Genomic DNA, 18,478 nt, shown 5'->3' with positions numbered 1-18,478 from the left:
GGGCGGGCGTCGGGTGCCTTTCATGGCGCCATGACCGCCCTTGACACCGCCTTTGCCACCGCCCGTGCCCGCCAGGCCACCGTTGTTCTGCCGGAGAGGGACGACCCTCGCATTGCCGAGGCCGCCCGGCGGCTCGACGCCGAGGGGCTGGCCCGCGTGGTGCCCCTGCCTGAACCCTCGGGCCACCTTCTTGAGGCGCTGATGGCGTCCCGCCCGATGCGCGAAACCCTGGCCATGCGCATGCTGAAAAAGCCGCTCATCCGCGCCGCCGCCATGGTCGCGGCGGGCGATGCCGAGGTGCTGGTCGCCGGAGCCGTTGCCTCCACCCGCCGGGTGATCGAGGCCGCCTCGATCGCCGTTGGCATGGGCAAGGGGGTGACCACGCCCTCGTCCTTCTTCCTCATGACCTTCCCGGACGGGCGCGAGGTGATCTTTGCCGACTGTGCCGTCAACGTTTCCCCCACCGCCGCGCAGCTGGCCGATATTGCCCGTGCCTCCGAACGCTCCGCCCGGGCGCTCTTGGGCCGGGCCGAGGTCGCGTTTCTGTCCTTCTCCACCGGCACCTCCGGGTCAGGCGACAGTGTCGAGAAGGTGCGCCAGGCCGCGCAACTCACCGGATTTACCGGGCCAATTCAAGGGGATGCGGCGTTGAGCCCGCGGGTGGCCGCAGCCAAGGGTTTGGGCAAGGGGGACGCCAACGTGCTGATCTTTCCTGATCTCGACGCGGGCAATATCGCTTACAAACTGGGGCAGGAGCTGGGCGGGGCGCAGGCCTTGGGGCCAATCCTGCAAGGCTTTGCACGGCCCGTCTGCGACCTCAGCCGTGGGGCGACTGTCGATGACATCGTCGCCGCCACGGTGGTGTCGATCGCCCTGGGAGCGGGGTAGGGACGCCAAAATGGGCGGGCCCCCAGGGCGCAAAGGCGGGCGCGTGGGATACGCCCGCCGGGGAGGTCATGCGAGGTTCAGGCGCCTTTCTGAGGGCGCATGTCGGCGGCGTCGATGCCCGCCACCACGACCGGTTTCTTCATCGCGTCGCGACGGAAGGGTTCGCCCAGTTCCTGGTTGATCATCGCCTCGATCAGCGTGGTGATGCCGTTTTTCTGGTCGATGATCGCCTGGTTCAGCGCATCCGTCAGCTCGTCCATGGTGCGTGCAATCACGCCCTTCAGTCCACAGGCCGAGGCGATGCCTGCATAGCTGACCTGCTGGTCCAGCTCGGTGCCGACGAAGTTGTCGTCATACCAGAGCGTCGAGTTGCGCTTCTCCGCACCCCACTGGTAGTTGCGGAAAACAACCTGCGTGATCGCCGGCCATTCCTCGCGCCCGATGGCGGTCAGTTCCGTCACCGCGATGCCGAAGGCGCCGTCGCCCGAGAAGCCCACGACCGGTGTGTCCGGGCAGCCGATCTTGGCGCCAATCACCGAGGGCAGGCCATAGCCACAGGGGCCGAACAGGCCCGGTGCCAGGTATTTGCGGCCCGCTTCAAAGCTGGGATAGGCATTGCCGATCGCGCAGTTGTTGCCGATGTCCGACGAGATGATCGCCTCTTTCGGCAATGCTGCCGAGATCGCCCGCCAGGCCATGCGCGGCGACATCCATTCGGGCTTGTCGGCCCGGGCACGCTCGTTCCAGGTGGTGCCGGGGTCGTCATCCTCGTGATCCATGCTGGCCAGTTGCTGCGCCCAGGCGGATTTTGTCTGGGCGATGCGCGCCTTGCGCTCGTCGCGACCGGCGTCACCGGCGGTGTCGGACAGCTGTTCCAGGATCGAGGTCGCCACTTTCTTGGCGTCGCCGACGATGCCCACGCTGACCGGTTTGGTCAGACCGATGCGGTCGGGGTTGATGTCGACCTGAATGATCTTGGCCTCGGCGGGCCAGTAATCCATGCCATAGCCGGGAAGGGTCGAGAACGGGTTCAGGCGCGTGCCCAGGCACAGGACCACATCGGCCTGGCTGATCAGCTCCATGCCCGCTTTCGAGCCGTTGTAGCCCAGGGGCCCCGCGAACAGCGGGTGCGAGCCGGGGAAGGCGTCATTGTGTTGATAGCCGCAGCAGACCGGCGCATCCAGCCGTTCCGCCAGCGCCATCGAGGCCGGGATCGCCCCGCCGATGACCACGCCTGCGCCGTTCAGGATGACCGGGTTCTTGGCTTCGGACAGCAGTTTGGCGGCTTCGGCCACCGCATCGGCGCCGCCACCGGGGCGTTCGAAGTCGACCACGGCGGGCAGCGGCACGTCGATCACCTGGGTGAACATGTCGCGCGGCAGGTTGATCTGCGCAGGCGCCGAGTTGCGTTTCGCCTGCATGATCACGCGGTTCAGCACCTCGGGGATGCGGGCGGGGTCGCGCACCTCTTCCTGGTAGCAGACGCAGTCCGAGAACATGCGCATCTGCTCCATCTCCTGAAAGCCGCCCTGACCGATGGTCTTGTTGGCGGCCTGCGGGGTGACCAGCAGCAGCGGCGTGTGGTTCCAATAGGCGGTCTTAACGGCGGTGACAAAGTTGGTGATGCCCGGGCCGTTCTGCGCGATCATCATCGACATCTTGCCGGTCGCACGGGTGTAGCCGTCGGCCATCATCCCGCCCGAGCCCTCGTGGGCGCAGTCCCAGAAGGTAATGCCGGCCTTGGGAAAGATGTCGCTGATCGGCATGAAGGCGGAACCGATGATGCCGAAGGCATGCTCGATCCCGTGCATCTGCAGGACTTTCACGAAGGCTTCTTCAGTGGTCATTTTCATGGGGCGGTATCCCTGTCGCAGTCATGTTTTGGGGTCCCCGTTAGGGCCGGGGAAATCGACTTTCAGTTTTAGGCTTTGGCAGGGGGTTCAGATAGGGCCAGTTGTCGGGGCGACTTAAGACCAAAAGCAGATTTTGGCCTGCAACTTGCAAATGTTTAACGATTTTAAAGTTGGGGCCATGGTGCCGTTAACAAGTTTAAACAACGCGGCTCTGGCGCGTTAAACTTCTTAACGTTCTGGTCGGTGGTTCACATGCGCGGGAAGGCCCCGATCGCGTCGCGGATTCGCGCAATCCCCTCCGGGATGCGCTCCGGCGGGATCGAGCTGTAGGCGAGGCGATAGAAGTTGCGCGGGCGCCCGACACCGGCAAAGAAGGGCGCGCCCGGTTCGATCAGCACGCTTTGGCCGCGTAGCATCTCGGCCAGCTGTTCGGTGTCCACATGGCCCGGTACCCGCATCCAGAAACTCGACCCGCCAAAGGCGCCGGAGCCCGCAACATGTAGTCCGCAGTCGGCAATCGCCGCGTCCATCACCTTGCGCCTCTCGTGGTAGGCCTGGCCCATGCGCCGGATCAGCGCATCGTAATGTCCCAGCGACAGGAAATAGGCCACCGTGCGCTGAATCAGCCCTGGCGCATGGCGCAGGATGGTTGATCTCAGCGCACGTGCCTCACGAATAAATGGTTCAGAACCAACAAGATAGCCTAGTCGCAGTCCCGGGAACAGCGATTTTGAGAAACTGCCGACATAGATCACCCGCCCCTCGCGATCGAGGCTTTTCAAGGCCGGGGAAGGCGGGCCGAGGAAGGACATTTCGAACTCGTAGTCATCCTCGACAATCAGCGCATCCAGCTCGCGTGCGCGCGCCAGCAGCGCCTGGCGGCGGTCCAGCGGCATGGTCGAGGTGGTCGGGCATTGGTGGCTGGGCGTGGTGAAAATGACGTCCGTCTCATCCGGCAGCGCCTCGGGCGGCAGACCGTTGGCATCCACGCCGACCGGGGTCACATGGCAGCGGCTCTGGCTCAGAATGTCATGCAACGTGTGGTAACAGGGGTCTTCGATCGCCGCCGTGCGCCGCTGCGTCAGCAGAATCTGTGCCGTCAACCACAGCGCGTTCTGCGCCCCCAAGGTCACCAGAATCTCCTCTGGCGCGGCTTGAATTCCGCGTCTTGGCAGGATGTGGCGGGCGATGAATTCGACCAGTTCCGGGTCATCGCGGTCATAATAGTCCCGCGTCATGGCCGCATGGTCCTTCTGCCCCAGCGCCTTCAGCGCGCAGAGCCGCCAGGAGTTGTGGTCGAACAGGGTCGCGTCGGATTGGCCATAGGTGAAGGCAAACCGGTGGCGGCGCCAGTCCTGCGGCTTGTCCGGTGTGACCCGGTCGGTAAAGCGCGCGCCGATGGCGCGGTGCCAGTCGACCTTGTCCTCGCTCTTCTTGCGCGGAGGACTAAAGGCCGGGGGTTCTGGTGCATTATCAGAGACATAGAAGCCGCTGCGCCCGCGCGAGGACAGGTAGTCATTGGCCTGAAGCTCGGTATAGGCCAGCGTCACGGTGATCCGGCTGACGCCCAGATGTGCGGCTAGTTTTCGCGTTGAGGGCAGTTTTTCGCCCCGGGGCAGGCGGCCCGACAGGATCGCCTCGGCGATCATCTGCTGGATCTGCGCTTGCAGCGTGCCCTGGGCGTCTGGGTCCAGGAAAAATGTCTCTACTGGGGCGGCCATGCGCGCCAGCCTATACTGGACTTAACTGCGGCGCAATCTGGTCTTAGCGGTTCGAGTCGATCCAGCGCGACATCATGCCGGCGTCGCGAAAGCACTCGTCCGGGATGGCGCGGCGCTTGGCCCGGGCAATGCGTTCGGCATAGGCCACCTGACGCGAGGTGGCGCCGGGGCCGTGGCTGACGCGACGCGGGCGGGCCGATTTGTGCCGGTCGATCCATTCCGACAGCCGCCGCCGGTCGCCCGCCTCATCCGGCGGGATCACCACGCCCAGCCGCGCGGCGATGGCGCGGGCATAGTCGGTCTGTTTCGGGGTCGGCGGCAGTTGGGACTGGGCAGTCGGCATTTGTTCTCCTCCGTAAAGGTGTGGAACAAATATAGAACATTAACCAAATTTGTCGAGTCCCATGCCCGATCACGCCTGCGTCAGTCGCGGGGTTTTGCCAGTTGCCAAGTCAGGTTCGCCTTTACGGCGGGCCATTCGGTGGGCAGGATGGAATAGACCGCCGTGTCGCGTAAGGTCCCGTTTTCCATGGTAATATGGTTGCGCAGCACCCCGTCCAGCTTGGCGCCCAACCGTTCGATGGCGCGGCGGGATTGGTGGTTCAGGAAATGGGTGCGGAACTCGACCGCGATGCAGTCCAACTCGTCGAAGGCATGGGTGAGCAGCAGCAGTTTCGCCTCGGTGTTGAGCGGCCCGCGCTGCACGGCCTTCCGGTACCAGGTCGAGCCGATCTCGACCCGCCGGTTGGTGGCGTCGATGTTCATGTAGGTGGTCATGCCAACGGCCTTGCCGTCCGGCGTCAGCACGGCGAAGGGCAGCATGTCCGGCAGCGATAGACGCCGTTCGATCTCGGCCCCGACAGCGTCAGGCGCGGGCACGGTGGTGTACCAGAGCCGGTGCAGATCACCGTCGTGCACGGCCTCTTCCAGATCGCTGCGGTGGTCCTGGCTCAGTGGCGTCAGGGTCACGTGTTTGCCGGTCAGGGTCACGGGGGCGGGCCACATATCTTGTCTCCTTTGTCTGCCCCTAGAGACGACAAAAGGCGGACCCGGGGAAGGTCCGCCTTTTGCAAATTTTTGCAGTCCAATCGGGCCGAAACCCGAGGGCGCTTAGCCAAAGACCTTGGTCAGTGCCCGGTCCACAGAGTCACAGATCGCGTCCACGTCATCGGCACTGGCGATCAGCGCGGGGCTGAAGCAGAGCGTGTTGTTGAAGCCCGGCACGGACCGGTTGGTCGCCCCGATGATCACGCCCTGCGCGCCGCAATCGGCGACGACCTGGCCGACCAGCGCTTCGGCCACCGGGGTCTTGGTGTCGCGGTCCGACACGAGTTCGGCGCCCAGGAACAGGCCCTTGCCGCGCACGTCACCGATGACTTCGTGCTTGTCCATCAACGCCTTGAGGTTCGCCTTCATGCGATCCCCCATGACAGTGGTGTTCTCCAGAAGTCCTTCGTTTTCAATGATCTGCATGTTGACCAGGGCCGCGGCCGGACCGGCGGTGCAGCCCCCGAAGGTGGAGATGTCGCGGAAGTAGTTCAGCGGATCGGAGACATCGTCCTTGAACATCTCGAACACCCGTTCCGAGGTCACGCAGCAGGCAATGGCGGCATAGCCCGAGGCCACGCCCTTCGCCATGGTGACGAAGTCTGGCTCGATGCCATAGTGCTGGTAGCCAAACCATTCGGTGCCGGTGCGCCCGACGCCGCAGACGACCTCGTCGATGTGCAGGAGGATGTCATACTTGCGGCAGATTTCCTGCACGCGCGGCCAGTAGCCTTCCGGCGCTTCGATCACGCCGCCGCCGGCGGTCACCGGTTCCAGGCAGAGCGCGCCGATCGTGTCGGCGCCTTCGCGCAGGATGACCTCTTCGATCTGGTTCGCGGCCCAGACGCCGTAGCTGCCCTGGCTTGCGTCCCAGTCAGCCTGGGCGCGGTATTCCATGCAGTGGGGCACGCGCACGAAGCCGGGGGCGAAGGGGCCGTATTGCACGTTGCGTTCATCCTGGCCACCGGCCGACATCGCCGCCAGCGTGGAGCCGTGGTAGTCGCGCTCGCGATAGAGGATCTTGTGCTTCTTGCCGCCATAGCGCTTGTGCGCGATCTGGCGCACCATCTTGAAGGCCTTCTCGTTCGCTTCGGACCCCGAGTTGGTCTGATAAACCCGCTTCATCCCGGGCATTTTCGAGATCAGCTTCTCGGCAAACAGCGCGCCGGGGATCGACCCGGCCGAGCCCGCGAAATAGGGCAGTTTAACCAACTGGTCGCGTACCGCATCGGCGATCTCGGTGCGGCCATAGCCGACGTTCACGGTCCAGACACCGCCGGACACCGCGTCGATATATTCCTTGCCATTCTGGTCCCACACGCGCATGCCGCGGCCTTCGACAATGACGCGCGGGTCGCCGGTTTCAAACGGCTTGTGCTGGGTCAGGTGGTGCCACACATGGGCCTTGTCGGCCTCGACGACGTGGCTCAGATCATTCGGGTTGCCGTCCATGGCTCTCTCCATCCGTTGGGGCCCGGCTGTCGCAGGGCGCACTTTTCTGATCATATTTAGAGGGTGAATCGGGTCCATGAAAATAGGGCCAGTTCGTTTTCTTGGTTAGGTCCAGCTTTGACAGTTATTTTCAACGCAATTTGCATCGTGTCGTTTGCAAATGCGCCAAATTAAAGGGAAAAAGCGGATTTGTTTTGTGCAATGGCAGGTGCCAGACCCCGCCGAGAGGTTGCATAGAGAGACAAAAAACCGTTGATATACGACCACCTTGGCCTACGCTTTGGAACACAGACCGGGGCCACCCGGCGGGGCGATACCGCTCCAACTCTTTCAACACGGGAGAACCACATGACGATCAAGAACAAACTTCTGGGCGCGGCGGCAATGGTGCTGGTCGGCCAGGCAGCGATGGCCGAGGACATTACCGTGGCCTATTTCCTGGAATGGCCGATGCCCTTCCAATATGCCAAGGCCACCGGCATGTATGACGAGGCTTTGGGCGGCACCGTGACCTGGCGCGCCTTCGGGTCGGGCACCGAAATGTCCGCCGCCATGGCGTCGGGCGACGTGCAGATTGCCGTCAGCCAGGGCGTTCCGCCCTTCGTGGTCGCGGCCTCCGGCGGTCAGGACCTGCAGATCATCGACGTTGCGGTCAGCTATTCGGAGAACGACAACTGCGTCGTGGCCGAAGCGCTGGAGATCGACAAGGACAGCGCGGGCGAACTGGCCGGTCGCAAGGTCGCCGTGCCGCTGGGCACTGCGGCGCACTATGGTTTCCTGAGCCAGATGAACCACTTCGGTGTCGACATCGGTTCGCTGGACATCGTCAACATGAACCCGCCCGAAGCTGCCGCTGCGCTGGCCCAGGGTGCGGTTGACATGGCCTGTGGCTGGGGCGGCTCGCTGCGCCGCATGATGGAACATGGCAACGTGCTGCTGACCGGCGCCGAGAAGGAAGAGATCGGTATCCTGGTCTTCGACGTGACTTCGGCGCCTGCCGGCTATGTCGCTGAAAACCCGGAAACCATCGCCACCTTCCTCGAAGTCACCGCCAAGGCCAACGCCATGTGGGCCGATGCGGCCAACCAGGCCGAGATGCTGCCGGTGATTGCCAAGGATGCGGGCATGGATGAGGACGCGACCCGCGCCACCATCGACACGTTCAAGTTCCCCACCGTGGATGAACAGCTGAGCGAAGGCTGGCTGGGCGGTGGCGCGCAGGCTTTCATGAAGGGCGTGGCCGACATCTTCGTCGATGCGGGCTCGATCGACGCGGCGTTGGACAGCTATGACGCTGCGGTCAACACCGGTCCGCTGAAAGCCGCCGGCGGCATGTAAAACCTTGATTTCAAGGTGCTTGGCGGCGGGCATGGACCTGCCGCCGGGCTTCACGCACCCACTCACAACCTGAAAAGGAGGGACCGCATGGGCGGGATTTCCATCCAGGGCATCTCCATGCGCTTCGACCTGCCGAATGGCAGCCATGTTCAGGCGCTGCAAGATGTCTCTCTCGACCTGAAACCAGGCGAGCTTATGAGCGTGCTGGGCCCCTCGGGCTGCGGCAAGACAACACTTCTGAACATCGTGGCGGGCTTCTTGGCCCCGACCGAAGGGCAGATTGAACTGAACGGTCACCTGGTGACCGGACCGGACGCGGAACGCGGCATGGTGTTCCAGCAGGGTGCCCTGTTCGAATGGATGTCGGTGCGCGAAAACGTCAGTTTCGGCCCGCGCATGCGCGGCCAACGCGAGGCGGAGTGGGGCGAGCATGTCGACCACCTATTGGATGTCACCGGCCTGGGCGATTTCAAGGAAAAGAGCGTTTACGAACTGTCCGGCGGCATGCAACAGCGCGTGGCCCTGGCCCGCTGCCTGGCCAATGACCCGGACGTGATCCTGATGGACGAACCGCTGGGCGCGCTGGACGCGCTGACCCGCGAAAAGATGCAGGGCCTGGTGCTGAAGCTGTGGAAAGAGACCGGCAAGACCATCATCCTGATCACCCACTCGGTCGAAGAGGCACTGTTGCTGGGCGAACGCCTGCTGGTCATGGCGCCGCGCCCCGGCCGCATTCACAAGGAATACAACCTGCCGTTTGCCGACATGGGCGTGGACATGGACCTGCGTGAAGTGAAGAAGAACCCGGATTTCGCCGAGAAACGCGAAGAAATCCTGGGCATGATCTGGGACATGGAAGAGGAAATCATGGGTCGGTCGGAGGACGCGGCATGAGCGGGCTTCTGATCTTTGTCATCTACGTCGCGAATTTCGTCGGTGCCTTCTTTGTCGTGCGCTTCATCGTCAGCCGCATGACCGCGCGGGCGGATTTCACCTCGTTGAAAACCGTGACCTTCGGCGATGAAAGCGCGGTGCGTCCCAACCGGGCGGCCAGCGTCATCTCGGTTGTGACCATCTACCTGATCTGGGGCGCCTTTACCGGCTCGTCCTATGTGCCGCTGCACGCGCCGGGGCCCTTTGTGGGCGACACCTCCTTTACCTATACGGTGTCGGATGGCTCGCAGTCGGATGATGCCACGGTGAATGTGCGTGTCTTCAAGGTTGGCGAGGAGGTTGAGGATATCACCGCCGAGCCGGGTGACGGCTTCGCCAAGGATGACGCCGCCAATATCGGTGCCTGGCGTTCGGGGCTGATCCGCGTGGACCGCAATGACGAGCTGGGCCGTGACGAGGGCATGGTCATCACCGCCGTTGACGGTCAGCCGATCGAACCCGGTGGTGAGGTGCGCGTGGCCGATGGCACCGTGTCGATGACGCCCAAAGGCACGCTCTCCTTCGCGCCGACCACCGGCTGGCAGATGGAGCCGATCTGGCTGCCCAGCCCCGAAGCCGTGGTGGCGCGAACCATCAACGTGGCTTCGGAAGGCTATCAGAACTTCACCCTATGGGAGCACCTGGGTTACTCGCTGATGCGTGTTATCGTCGGCTTCTTCTTTGGCGCCCTGGTGGGCATTCCGCTGGGCTACGCCATGGGCCTCAGCGACTGGTTCCGCGGCTGGTTCGACCCGATTGTCGAGTTCATGCGCCCGGTGCCGCCGCTGGCCCTGATCCCGCTGGTGATCATCTGGGCGGGCATCGGTGAGGCTGGCAAGATCATCCTGTTGTTCCTGGCTGCCTTGTGGATCATGACGATCGCAGCGCGGGCCGGGGTGTCCGGGGTGAACATCACCAAGGTGCATGCGGCCTATTCGTTGGGGGCCTCCAGGTTCCAGCTGATGCGCCACGTGATTGTGCCGAACTCCCTGCCCGAGATCTTTACCGGCGCGCGTGTCGCCATGGGGGTCTGTTGGGGCACGGTCGTGGCTGCCGAACTGGTCGCCGCCGAGAAGGGCGCGGGCATGATGATCATGGTCGCCAGCCGCTTCCAGCTGACCGATATCGTGATCATGGGCATCATCCTGATCGGTATCATCGGTTACGGCATCGACATCCTGATGCGCAAGGCCGAGAACTGGCTTGTGCCCTGGAAGGGCAAGCACTAACGCGGATCAGCTATCGGGAAAACGACAGGAACCCGGGCCCTTGCGCCCGGGTTCTCTCTTGCCCGGATACGGCCGTGCGGGTTATCTGACCTCATGGCAGGGCAGACGGACACCATACTCAACACCATTCTCGAGGGCATCGACAAGGGCGAGCTGAACCCGGGCGACGCGATCGACGAGGGCGCGCTGATGGAGCGCTATGCGATCTCGCGCACGCCACTGCGCGAGGCGCTGCTCAGGCTGGAGGCGATGGGCCTGGTCGAACGTCAGCCGCGCAAGGGGGCAACCCTGTTCAAGCCGACCCTGGAAGAGTTCCTGGCGATCCTCGAAGTACACGCAAAGCTGGAAGGCCAGGCCGCCGCGCTGGCCGCGCGCCGCATGTCGCCGCGCGATGCGGAGCGGCTGGAAGAGATCGTCACCGCCTGCGAACGCCACGCCGCCGATGTGGGGGACGCGGATCCGGACGGCTATTACCAGCTGAACCTGCATTTTCACAAAGTGGTTGCGGAGGCCTCGGGCAACCCGTTCCTGCTGGACATGATCAAGATGAACGCGCGCAAGCTGCTGGCGTATTACCGCGCGCGCTATCGCTACCCGGGGGCGGTGGCGGAATCGGCGCGTGAGCATCGGGAGCTGGCGCGGCTGATCACCTCACGCCAAGCCGCGGCGGCGGAGAATTACATGGCGCGCCACGTACAATTCGACAGAGTCACCGTGATGGATCTGTTGGCGGCGATGTAGGGGCGGCCCGGCGCGGCTCCCACCCTGGTTGGGGAGGCGGTCGTGGTTAGCGTTGTGGCATCCCACCCCGCCGCACCAGGCCGGTCAGGCGCTGCGCAGAAACGCCACGATCCAACGGCCGAAGCGCCCGTTCTCGGCGGTCTGGTCCAGGGAGGCGCGGGCGGTGTCAATCACCTCGGCCGGCTTCTGATCCGCCAGTTCTTCGATCAGCGCGCCGATGAAGTGGTGGGTCATCTCGGGATGATATTGCGTGGTAAACACACGGCTGCCGATCACGAAACCACCCACAGGGCAGTCGGCGTTTGCCATCACCACCTGCGCGTCCTTGGGCAGGTCCACCACCTGTTCGATGTGGGCCGCATATTGGCGGATCGGGCCCGGGGTCATCCAAGGGGCCAGTTCGCAAACCTGCGAGGTCACCTCGGTCTCTGTTGTGCCGAAGACCCAGCCCCCCGGGTTCTGCGCCACATGCCCGCCCAGGGCCATGGCAATGGCCTGATGCCCGAAACAGGCGCCGAACAGCGGCGTGCCGCGCGCGACAATGCGGCGGATCAGGGCAAAGAGTGCCTCCAGCCAGGGGTCCACATCATGCACCGAGGCCGGGCTGCCGGTAATGATCCAGCCATCATAAATCGATTCGTCCGTGGGGAATTCGCCATCCTTTACCGAATAGACCGTGAACTCCGCATCCGGCATCAGGGGCGCCAGCAGCGCCTGCCATTTCTCGCCATCCTTCGGATGTTGCTGGGCAAATTCGCTTTCATCCGTATTGGACATGAGGATCGCAAGGTGCATCAGATTTCCCCTTTACTTGTTTAACATGTTATATAATATATTTTTGAACGCGCAAACAATACACAAAATATCAGGGAGGCGCGCATGACGGTCTGGACCCCAACCGACAGTGGGCATGAAAATCTGTACGACCACGATGTGTTTGCGCGCGGTGCGCCGCACAACACCTTCAAGCGCCTGCGGGATGAGGACCCGCTGAGCTGGACCGACTGGCCCGATGGCGAGGGCTTCTGGAACGTGGTGCGTCATGAGGATATCGCGGCGCTGAATGTGAACTATCAGCTCATGTCCTCGGCCCGTGGCATCCGCATGGAGGATCAAACCTACGAGGAATACCTGGCGCGGCGCACCTTTCAGGAAACCGATCCGCCCGAACACATGAAGACCCGGATGCGGGTGGGCAAGGCGTTCTCGCGTCCCGTCGTGGCCGGGTTCGAAGATCAGATCCGCGAGCTTTGCCACCCGATCCTGGACAAGGCGCTGGAGATGGGCAGCTTTGACGCCACCAAGGAAATCGCCCGCCAGCTGCCGATGATGATGCTGGGACGTATCATCGGCACGCCAGAGGAAGACCTGCCCTGGCTGGTCGAAAAGGGCGATGCGTTGATCGCCAACACGGACCCGGATTTCACCGATCACGTCTTGGACAAGATGCAGACCGATGAATACCGCATGATGCCCTTCAACAGCCCCGCCGGCGCCGAGCTCTTCGACTATGCCAAGCGTCTGCTGGCGGAGAAGAACCGCAAGGGCGACACGGACGGCGTGCTGCACATGATCCTGCAGCCTGACCGCGACGGTAATGTCATGCCGGAGCATGAGTTCCGCAATTTCTTCTGCCTGTTGGTGGCCGCGGGCAATGACACCACGCGCTATTCCATCGCCGGCGGGCTTCAGGCCATGGCGCATCAGCCGGAGCTGCTGGGCCAGCTGAAGTCGGGCGAGGTCTGGGACACGATGGCGGATGAGGTTATTCGCTGGGCCACGCCTGCGCTCTATTTCCGCCGAACTGCGACGCGGGATCATGAAATGCACGGCAAGACCATTCGCGAGGGCGACAAGGTGCTGCTCTGGTGGGCTTCGGCCAACCGCGACGAACGCATCTTCGCCGATCCGTTCCGCGTCGATTTCGCCCGCAGCCCGAACAAGCACATGTCTTTCGGCCAGGGCGGCCCGCACGTCTGTCTGGGCATGCATCTGGCACGGCTGGAAGTGCGCGTGCTGTTTGAGGAAATCGCAAAACGTGTCACTGTGATCGAACCCACGGGGGATCACGCATTCCTGCGCTCGAATTTCGTGGGCGGGATCAAGAGCTTGCCGGTCCGCATGGCGTGACGGCGGAACATGGCCCCGGGGAGGGGGCCACAAAAAGGGATCGTGGGAGGACAGAGATGAAAGACCGGCTGCGCGCCATGTGGTGCGACCACCTCAGCATCATGCGAGGCAAATACCTACCCAATGGCAAGATCGGCGACGGGTCCACCCGTTTCTGCCGGTCCACCTATGGCGTGCATTACGACAAGGATCTGTTGGATGCCCCCGGCGCGATGATGAAACAGGGCCTGCCGGACATGGAACTGCGCTGGAAGGCCGAGGACATTCGTGACGGCTGGGAGCGCTCGACCAAGGTGGTTCTGGGCGATCTCTATGATCACGAGGGCAACCTGCTGGACCTCGACGGGCGCGGGGCGCTGAAACGCGCCTGTGCTGCCTGGGGCGAGCTGGGGCTGACCCCGATGGTCGGGATCGAGCTGGAATGCTACGCGCTGGTCGGCAATGAGAACGGGCGTTTGGTGCCCTATGACGCGCCGGGCGGCGTGGTCTATGGCACCGGGCCGTTCACCGATCCGCTGCGGGTCTTTGATGACATCTGGGAACGCGCGGATGATCTGGGCTTCAATGTCGACATGTTCACCGCCGAATATGACAGCCCGCAGTTCGAGATGACCCTGACCTTCGACGAGGCGGTCAAGGCGGTGGATGACATCGTTCTGTTCCGCCAGATGGCGCGCGAGGTGGCTTTGGAACACGGCGTTGTCCTGACCTTCCTGCCCAAGCCGATTGCCGAGGCGGGCGGATCGGGCATGCATGTCAACTTCTCCTTCCGCAAGGACGATGGCGGCAACGCGCTGGACAATGGTCCCGTCGGTGGGCCCGAGCACATGAACGACTTGGCGCGCGGCTGCATTTCGGGCCTGATGCATCACCACCGGGGGCTCGCGGGGCTGCTGGCGCCGACCGCCAACAGTTACCAGCGCATGCAGCCGGGCATCCTGTCAGGCTACTGGCAGAACTGGGGCGGCGACCACCGCTGCGTGACCACGCGGATCTCGGGTGAGGGGGGCGCGAAGTCGCGGCTTGAACACCGGATGGCGGACGCGACCGCGAACCCCTATACGGCCACCGCGGCGGTGTTGCAGGCGGCCCTGTTGGGGGTTCGGAACACCTATGACCTTGTGCCCGCCGAAACCGGCGATGGGTTCGACAAGATCGACGCCAAACAGGGCACCGCGGTGGACCTGAAACGCGCGATGAACGATCTGGAGGCGGACACCGTCCTGGGCGACGCCGTCGGGCGCAACCTGGTCGACAACCATATCTTCATGAAACGCAAGGAAGTCATCAAGACCCGCGACCTGGAAGGCGACGGGCTCAGGGACTTCTACGTCTACTTCTTGTAATAAAGCGCTTCGACTTATTGTTTCCACTTAGCAATAAGTCGAAGCGCTCGGAACCTACCCATGGTGTGGGCGTTTCGAAATCAACTTGTGTCTCAAGTTAATCTCGAAACGCTTTAGACAGGAGAAAATCGGATGAAAGTAACTTGGGTCCTACCCCGGGGGGATGAGGTCGTGGCCGATGTGGCCGAGGGCACCAGCCTGATGGAGGCCGCGGTGGCCAACAATGTGGCGGGTGTAGATGGCGAATGCGGCGGGTCCTTGAGCTGCGCAACCTGCCATGTGCAAGTGGATGCCGATTGGCTGGGTAAGACCGGCGAGGTCGGCGAGTTCGAGGGCGTGATGCTGGACATGGTCGAAGACCGCGCGGACACCTCGCGCCTGTCCTGCCAGATCCGCATGTCCCCCGCGCTGGACGGCTTTCGCGTGGTGGTGCCCGACGCGGGCTGAGGGCGAAACAAGTTCGCCCCGCCAAAGCAGGCGGGGCGTTCATGCCGTCGTAAGGTGGGTTCAGAGCGCCGCGAAACCTGCGCGCAGGGAGGACAGGATCGTCTGCACATCCTCGGCTGTCAGCACCAGCGGCGGCGACAGGATGATGTTCGGCCCCGAAACGCGCACCATGGCGCCGGACTGATAGGCAACTTCCTGCACTGTGCCGATGCTCTTCTTGTCGATCGGCGCCTTGGTGGCGCGATCCGACACCAGCTCCATCGCGCACATGAGCCCGTGCCCGCCGCGCACGTCGCCGATCACGTCGAAGTCCCGTTGCAGGGCCAGCAGCCCTTCGTGCAGCTCGCGGCCGCGTGCGGCGGCGTTTTCCGGCACGTTCAGGCGTTTGGTTTCCGCGAGGCAGGCAATGGCGGCAGCCGCCCCGACCGGGTGACCGGAGTAGGTGTAGCCATGGCCGATGGCCGCTTTACCGGTTTCGTCCTTTTCGAAGGTCTCGGCCACATGATCGGCGATCATCACCGCGCCGAAGGGGAAGTAACCGTTGGTGATTGCCTTGGCGGTGCACATCATGTCGGGCTGCACATCCCAGTGGCGGCTGCCGGTCCAGGATCCGGTGCGGCCAAACGCGGTGATGACCTCATCGGCGATCAGCAGGATGCCGTGGCGCGAACAGATCTCGCGCACGCCGGGCATGAAGCTTTCATGCGGCGGGATCACGCCGCCCGCGCCCAGGATCGGTTCCATGATGAAACCGGCGATTGTGCCCGCGCCTTGGAAGGCGATCTCGTCCTCAAGGGCCTGCAGGCAGAGCTGGGCCAGACGCTCCGGGTCGGTTTCATTGAATGGATTGCGATAGGTATAGGGTGCCGGGATATGGAAACAGCCGGGCAGCAGCGGTTCGTATTGGGTGCGGAAATTGGCGTTTCCGTTCACGGACGCACCGCCCATATGGGTGCCGTGATAGCCCTTCTTCAGGCTCAGGAACTTGGTGCGTGCGCCTTCGCCGCGAACCTTGTGATACTGGCGCGCCAGGCGCAGGGCGGTTTCCACGGAATCACTGCCGCCGGAGGTAAAGAAGGCGCGGGTCAGCCCGTCCGGGGCGAAGAAGTCGCGCAGTTCCTCGGCCAGCTCGATCACCGCGTCATTGGTGGTGCCGCGGAAGGTGGAATAATAAGGCAGCACGTCCAGCTGGGCGGCGATGGCGTCCTTCACCGGCTGGCAGGAGAAACCCAGGTTCACGTTCCACAGACCGCCGACACCGTCGACCACCTCATGCCCGTCGACATCGGTGATCTTGACCCCCGAAGCGCCCGTCACGATGGTCGGCGGATTGTTCAGGCAATCGGCCGGGTGGGCCATCGGGTGCCAAAGCGATTTGGCGTTCTTTTCCTTCAGGAAGTTGGAATCCTTCATGTCAGCCCTCTTTCTGCAGCGGCTGCTGCGGTTCGAATGTTGGAAAAGTGGAAGGCAGGAACCCACCCATCAGGCGGGTCAAAGCCGGAACTCGTGTCATCAGCTCGTCCAGGACGCGGGCGCGCAGCACCCCGGTCATGCGGGAAACGGGGGTGGCGACGGCCACCGCACCCATCGCCTGCATGCGCGCGTCGAAGACCGGCACGGCATAGGAATGTACGTCTTCCTCAAAGCCGCCGATCGAGGTCGCATAGCCGCGCGCGCGGATCGTGGGCAGCATGGCGCGGATCGCGTTGGGGTCGGTTACGGTCTGCGGGGTGCGGGCGCGCAGGGGGGCGGAGAGCACCGTGTCGATGAAGGCGGGCGGCGAAAAGGCCAGCACCGACAGGCCGGAGCTGGTCGCGTGCAGGTCCAGGACCTCGGCATCCTCCATCATCACCATGGTGCCATGGGCGTGGGAATAGGTGTATGCGGTGGTCGCCAGGGTCTCGCCGGACAGGACTGACATATGCGCGGTTTCTCCGGTGGCGCGGCTCAGTTCCTCAAGCACCTGCTGTGCCATTTCGCGCATCGGCACCGTGTGTTCGCGCAGGGCCGCTAGGCGCAAAACAGCGGGGCCAAGGCGATACTCCCGACCGGATCCGGTCTGTTCGACGAATCCATGTGTCGCCAATTCGGTCAGCAGTCGATGCACCGTCGCCTTGTTCATGCCTGACAGGCGCGCCATGTCGGACAGCCCGATCTCGGACTGGGCGCGGCTGAAAAAGTTCAGCAGGGACAAGGCTTTGGACGTGGTGCCCATGGGGGTGTGTCTTTCCTCGGTCTGACGCAACGCGCTGTGGCGTTCCAACGATTTTACTTCACGTGTTAAAAGTGTTGACAGACTCGGCGGGGGTCTGTCAATCTGTTTTAGAACCGACGGTTTGAATAATGAACCGATACAGGTCAAGCATGATCAGGGAGGACATCATGAACAAATCGAAACTGCTGGGCGGCGCCCTTGCCTTTACCATGGCGGCCCTGGCCGGCCCCGCGCTGGCCGAATACCCCGAGAAACCGGTCAGCTTCATCGTGCCCTGGCCGCCGGGTGACCTGGAAGACGTGCTGACCCGCATGATCGCCGAAGATTTCCAGGCGGCCTATGGTGTGTCCGCCGCCGTGGTAAACAAGCCGGGCGGCGGCGGTGGCCCCTTCCCGGGTGCGATCGACGTGGCGACCGCACCGGCCGATGGCTATACGATCGGCAGCTTCGTCCCCGCCGTCCCGGTCATCGGGCATGAGATCGGCATCGACGAGCTGGCCGATGAAGTCTTTGAACCGATTGGCATTTTCCTGACCTATCCCTTCGTGATCGCCACCTCGGGCGATGCGCCCTACAGCTCGATGGAGGAGCTCGCCGCCTATGCCAAGGACAACGACGTGGCGCTGGGCCATTTCGGCGACGTGCTGACGCCCACGCAGGTGACCAAGGCCTATGCGATCAATGCGGGCTTCGAATGGGGCTCGGATGCGGCCTTTGACGCGCTGGACTGCAACACGCTGGCCTCCGGCGACGCGGATGTGATCAATACCACCTTGCAGCTGATCCTGCCGTGCCTGGACAGCGTCAAGGTGCTGACCTCGATCACCGATACGCGCATCAACCTGGTGCCGGACGCACCGACGATCGGCGAGTTGGACGAGAGCCTGAATATCGCGCTGTGGAACGGGCTGTTCGTGCACAAGGACACGCCGCAGGACGTGCGTGACAAGATCGCCGAGGTCGCTGCCAAGACGGTGATGAGCGACCGCGCCCAAGCCGTGGCGACGGAAACCGGCGCGCTGGTCTACTGGATGAATGCCGAGGATTCGGCGGCCCGGATCGAGGGCGACAAGGCCACCGGCGCCGTGATCGGCGGCATTCTGGGCAACTGATCCGAACCCAATCGGGCCGGGGCAAC

17 protein-coding genes are annotated in these 18,478 nt (G+C 63.5%); 9 read left to right on the top strand and 8 right to left on the bottom strand.

Translation table 11 applies throughout. The features are described from left to right. The first annotated feature begins 30 nt into the window (after positions 1-30). A complete protein-coding gene (locus tag ACO07D_RS20810) occupies positions 31-888 on the top strand; it encodes a phosphate acyltransferase (RefSeq protein WP_421704842.1) in 858 nt (285 codons plus the stop codon). 77 nt (positions 889-965) lie between these two features. Here ACO07D_RS20810 and xsc read toward each other — a convergent pair whose 3' ends face one another. The 5 genes from xsc to ACO07D_RS20785 form a co-directional block, all read right to left on the bottom strand. Continuing rightward, positions 966-2,741, bottom strand: coding sequence for a sulfoacetaldehyde acetyltransferase (gene xsc / locus ACO07D_RS20805; protein WP_421704841.1), 1,776 nt, complete (start codon positions 2,739-2,741; stop codon positions 966-968). Between the two features lie 248 nt (positions 2,742-2,989). Further along, positions 2,990-4,462 (bottom strand): PLP-dependent aminotransferase family protein, encoded by a 1,473-nt coding sequence (locus ACO07D_RS20800; protein WP_421704840.1) that lies wholly within the window; start codon positions 4,460-4,462, stop codon positions 2,990-2,992. Positions 4,463-4,505: 43 nt separating this feature from the next. Then, positions 4,506-4,805 carry a hypothetical protein gene (locus tag ACO07D_RS20795; protein WP_421704839.1) on the bottom strand — a complete coding sequence of 100 codons (300 nt, stop codon included), beginning with the start codon at positions 4,803-4,805 and terminating at the stop codon, positions 4,506-4,508. An 80-nt stretch (positions 4,806-4,885) separates the two neighbouring features. Beyond that, on the bottom strand, positions 4,886-5,467 hold the full coding sequence (locus ACO07D_RS20790; protein ID WP_421704838.1) for a GNAT family N-acetyltransferase: 582 nt from the start codon (positions 5,465-5,467) through the stop codon (positions 4,886-4,888). Positions 5,468-5,572: 105 nt separating this feature from the next. Continuing rightward, a complete protein-coding gene (locus ACO07D_RS20785) occupies positions 5,573-6,961 on the bottom strand; it encodes an aspartate aminotransferase family protein (RefSeq protein ID WP_421704837.1) in 1,389 nt (462 codons plus the stop codon). Positions 6,962-7,309: 348 nt separating this feature from the next. Here ACO07D_RS20785 and ACO07D_RS20780 point away from each other — a divergent pair, with 348 nt between their 5' ends. The 4 genes from ACO07D_RS20780 to ACO07D_RS20765 all read left to right on the top strand — a co-directional run bounded on the left by ACO07D_RS20780 (position 7,310) and on the right by ACO07D_RS20765 (position 11,202). Next, on the top strand, positions 7,310-8,299 hold the full coding sequence (locus ACO07D_RS20780; protein ID WP_421704836.1) for an ABC transporter substrate-binding protein: 990 nt from the start codon (positions 7,310-7,312) through the stop codon (positions 8,297-8,299). An 87-nt stretch (positions 8,300-8,386) separates the two neighbouring features. Continuing rightward, positions 8,387-9,193, top strand: a complete 807-nt coding sequence (locus ACO07D_RS20775) for an ABC transporter ATP-binding protein (RefSeq protein WP_421704835.1) — start codon at positions 8,387-8,389, stop codon at positions 9,191-9,193. Further along, the gene (locus tag ACO07D_RS20770; protein WP_421704834.1) at positions 9,190-10,461 is read left to right on the top strand and encodes an ABC transporter permease subunit; all 1,272 of its coding nucleotides are present in this window, start codon (positions 9,190-9,192) and stop codon (positions 10,459-10,461) included. Before ACO07D_RS20775 ends, ACO07D_RS20770 begins: the two co-directional genes overlap by 4 nt. Positions 10,462-10,554: 93 nt before the next feature. Further along, positions 10,555-11,202 carry a GntR family transcriptional regulator gene (locus ACO07D_RS20765; protein WP_421704833.1) on the top strand — a complete coding sequence of 216 codons (648 nt, stop codon included), beginning with the start codon at positions 10,555-10,557 and terminating at the stop codon, positions 11,200-11,202. A gap of 84 nt (positions 11,203-11,286) precedes the next feature. Here the strand turns inward: ACO07D_RS20765 and ACO07D_RS20760 are convergent, their stop codons facing one another. Beyond that, positions 11,287-11,997 carry a type 1 glutamine amidotransferase gene (locus tag ACO07D_RS20760; protein WP_421704832.1) on the bottom strand — a complete coding sequence of 237 codons (711 nt, stop codon included), beginning with the start codon at positions 11,995-11,997 and terminating at the stop codon, positions 11,287-11,289. A gap of 84 nt (positions 11,998-12,081) precedes the next feature. Between ACO07D_RS20760 and ACO07D_RS20755 the strand changes: the two genes are divergently transcribed. The 3 genes from ACO07D_RS20755 to ACO07D_RS20745 all read left to right on the top strand — a co-directional run bounded on the left by ACO07D_RS20755 (position 12,082) and on the right by ACO07D_RS20745 (position 15,125). Next, positions 12,082-13,332, top strand: a complete 1,251-nt coding sequence (locus ACO07D_RS20755) for a cytochrome P450 (protein WP_421704831.1) — start codon at positions 12,082-12,084, stop codon at positions 13,330-13,332. Between the two features lie 56 nt (positions 13,333-13,388). Then, positions 13,389-14,678, top strand: a complete 1,290-nt coding sequence (locus ACO07D_RS20750) for a glutamine synthetase (protein WP_421704830.1) — start codon at positions 13,389-13,391, stop codon at positions 14,676-14,678. A 132-nt stretch (positions 14,679-14,810) separates the two neighbouring features. Next, a complete protein-coding gene (locus ACO07D_RS20745; protein ID WP_421704829.1) occupies positions 14,811-15,125 on the top strand; it encodes a 2Fe-2S iron-sulfur cluster-binding protein in 315 nt (104 codons plus the stop codon). A gap of 60 nt (positions 15,126-15,185) precedes the next feature. Here the strand turns inward: ACO07D_RS20745 and ACO07D_RS20740 are convergent, their stop codons facing one another. Further along, positions 15,186-16,538 (bottom strand): aspartate aminotransferase family protein, encoded by a 1,353-nt coding sequence (locus tag ACO07D_RS20740; RefSeq protein WP_421704828.1) that lies wholly within the window; start codon positions 16,536-16,538, stop codon positions 15,186-15,188. 1 nt (position 16,539) lies between these two features. Further along, on the bottom strand, positions 16,540-17,340 hold the full coding sequence (locus tag ACO07D_RS20735) for an IclR family transcriptional regulator (protein ID WP_421704827.1): 801 nt from the start codon (positions 17,338-17,340) through the stop codon (positions 16,540-16,542). A 167-nt stretch (positions 17,341-17,507) separates the two neighbouring features. On the opposite strand from ACO07D_RS20735, the gene ACO07D_RS20730 reads away from it, so the two are divergent. Continuing rightward, a complete protein-coding gene (locus ACO07D_RS20730; protein WP_421704826.1) occupies positions 17,508-18,452 on the top strand; it encodes a tripartite tricarboxylate transporter substrate-binding protein in 945 nt (314 codons plus the stop codon). Positions 18,453-18,478: the final 26 nt, after the last annotated feature.

The organism is Aliiroseovarius sp. (assembly GCF_965228805.1).
GTDB lineage: Bacteria > Pseudomonadota > Alphaproteobacteria > Rhodobacterales > Rhodobacteraceae > JASBTN01.
The sequence above is the reverse complement of the archived record's forward strand: the minus strand, read 5'-3'. Positions and strand labels throughout refer to the sequence as shown.

Bases quoted from the DNA above. Each gene is read 5' to 3' on its own strand.
- ACO07D_RS20810 (WP_421704842.1), top strand. From the start codon at position 31: ATGACCGCCCTTGACACCGCCTTTGCCACCGCCCGTGCCCGCCAGGCC.
- xsc (WP_421704841.1), bottom strand. From the start codon at position 2,741: ATGAAAATGACCACTGAAGAAGCCTTCGTGAAAGTCCTGCAGATGCAC.
- ACO07D_RS20800 (WP_421704840.1), bottom strand. From the start codon at position 4,462: ATGGCCGCCCCAGTAGAGACATTTTTCCTGGACCCAGACGCCCAGGGC.
- ACO07D_RS20795 (WP_421704839.1), bottom strand. From the start codon at position 4,805: ATGCCGACTGCCCAGTCCCAACTGCCGCCGACCCCGAAACAGACCGAC.
- ACO07D_RS20790 (WP_421704838.1), bottom strand. From the start codon at position 5,467: ATGTGGCCCGCCCCCGTGACCCTGACCGGCAAACACGTGACCCTGACG.
- ACO07D_RS20785 (WP_421704837.1), bottom strand. From the start codon at position 6,961: ATGGACGGCAACCCGAATGATCTGAGCCACGTCGTCGAGGCCGACAAG.
- ACO07D_RS20780 (WP_421704836.1), top strand. From the start codon at position 7,310: ATGACGATCAAGAACAAACTTCTGGGCGCGGCGGCAATGGTGCTGGTC.
- ACO07D_RS20775 (WP_421704835.1), top strand. From the start codon at position 8,387: ATGGGCGGGATTTCCATCCAGGGCATCTCCATGCGCTTCGACCTGCCG.
- ACO07D_RS20770 (WP_421704834.1), top strand. From the start codon at position 9,190: ATGAGCGGGCTTCTGATCTTTGTCATCTACGTCGCGAATTTCGTCGGT.
- ACO07D_RS20765 (WP_421704833.1), top strand. From the start codon at position 10,555: ATGGCAGGGCAGACGGACACCATACTCAACACCATTCTCGAGGGCATC.
- ACO07D_RS20760 (WP_421704832.1), bottom strand. From the start codon at position 11,997: ATGCACCTTGCGATCCTCATGTCCAATACGGATGAAAGCGAATTTGCC.
- ACO07D_RS20755 (WP_421704831.1), top strand. From the start codon at position 12,082: ATGACGGTCTGGACCCCAACCGACAGTGGGCATGAAAATCTGTACGAC.
- ACO07D_RS20750 (WP_421704830.1), top strand. From the start codon at position 13,389: ATGAAAGACCGGCTGCGCGCCATGTGGTGCGACCACCTCAGCATCATG.
- ACO07D_RS20745 (WP_421704829.1), top strand. From the start codon at position 14,811: ATGAAAGTAACTTGGGTCCTACCCCGGGGGGATGAGGTCGTGGCCGAT.
- ACO07D_RS20740 (WP_421704828.1), bottom strand. From the start codon at position 16,538: ATGAAGGATTCCAACTTCCTGAAGGAAAAGAACGCCAAATCGCTTTGG.
- ACO07D_RS20735 (WP_421704827.1), bottom strand. From the start codon at position 17,340: ATGGGCACCACGTCCAAAGCCTTGTCCCTGCTGAACTTTTTCAGCCGC.
- ACO07D_RS20730 (WP_421704826.1), top strand. From the start codon at position 17,508: ATGAACAAATCGAAACTGCTGGGCGGCGCCCTTGCCTTTACCATGGCG.